1 protein-coding gene is annotated in these 905 nt (G+C 76.8%); it reads right to left on the reverse strand.

Annotated elements, in window-relative coordinates:
* The coding region (locus tag KS423_RS46340; RefSeq protein WP_224285640.1) for a condensation domain-containing protein at window positions 1-905 on the reverse strand (905 nt) is incomplete at both ends.

Genomic DNA, 905 nt, shown 5'->3' on the forward strand with positions numbered 1-905 from the left:
GGGTGCCGTCGGGGTGGCGGGGCAGCCGGTCCACGAGGGTGACCGCGAGCGGCAGTTCGGTGGCCGGGAGGCGCCCGCGCAGGGCGGCCCGCAGGGCGGTGCCGCTCGGGACGACCGCGCCACGGACCACCGCGTAGGCGAGCGGCGGGCCGTCGGGGTTCTCGACCACGGCCGCCTCGACCACCGCGGGGTCGGCCGACAGGGCTTCCACGACCGGGTGTTCGGCGGCCGCCAACCGCTCTCCGGGCAGTTCGGACAGCCGCCGTTCCGGGTCGCCGGCCACGGCGGTGAGCAGTTCGGCGAAGGCGCCGAGCAGCCGGGCGGCGGTGGTCTCGTCCAGCGCGTCCCGGTCGTGCTGCAGCAGGCAGCGGGGCGCCGGGCTGTCCTCCACCAGCATGGTGAGGCCGAACTTGGCCAGCCCCAGGTCGAGTTCCACGTTCTCGGTGTCGAGGCCCGGCAGCACCAGCGGGTCGACGGTCTGGACCAGGTCGCAGCTGACCGAGAGCAGCGGGGTGCCGTCCGCGCCGCGGGCGGCCGCACCGAGCTGCTCGACCACCAGGTCGAGCGGCACCTCGTGGTGCTGCTGCGCGTCGAGCAGGGCGGTGCGGACCAGGCCGAGCAGTTCGACGAACGACGGGTCTCCGGACGGGTTCGCCCGCACGGCGAGGGTGTTGACCGCGAGTCCGACGGTCCGGCGGAACTCGGGCCGCGCCCGGTGACCGCTGGCGCAGCCGAGGACGAGGTCGTCCTGCCCGGAGGCGATGCCCAGCGCGGCGAACGCGGCGGCCAGCACGACGGTGTACAGCGTCGCGCCGTGCCGCGCACCGAGGACGCGCAGCTGTTCCACCACGGCCGGCTCCAGCGGGGCGGCGTGCAGCGCGGCGCGGCGCTCCCGGGCGCCGGGC

The sequence above is a fragment of the Streptomyces sp. LS1784 genome (genome assembly GCF_020103755.1).
Taxonomy (GTDB): Bacteria; Actinomycetota; Actinomycetes; order Streptomycetales; family Streptomycetaceae; genus Kitasatospora.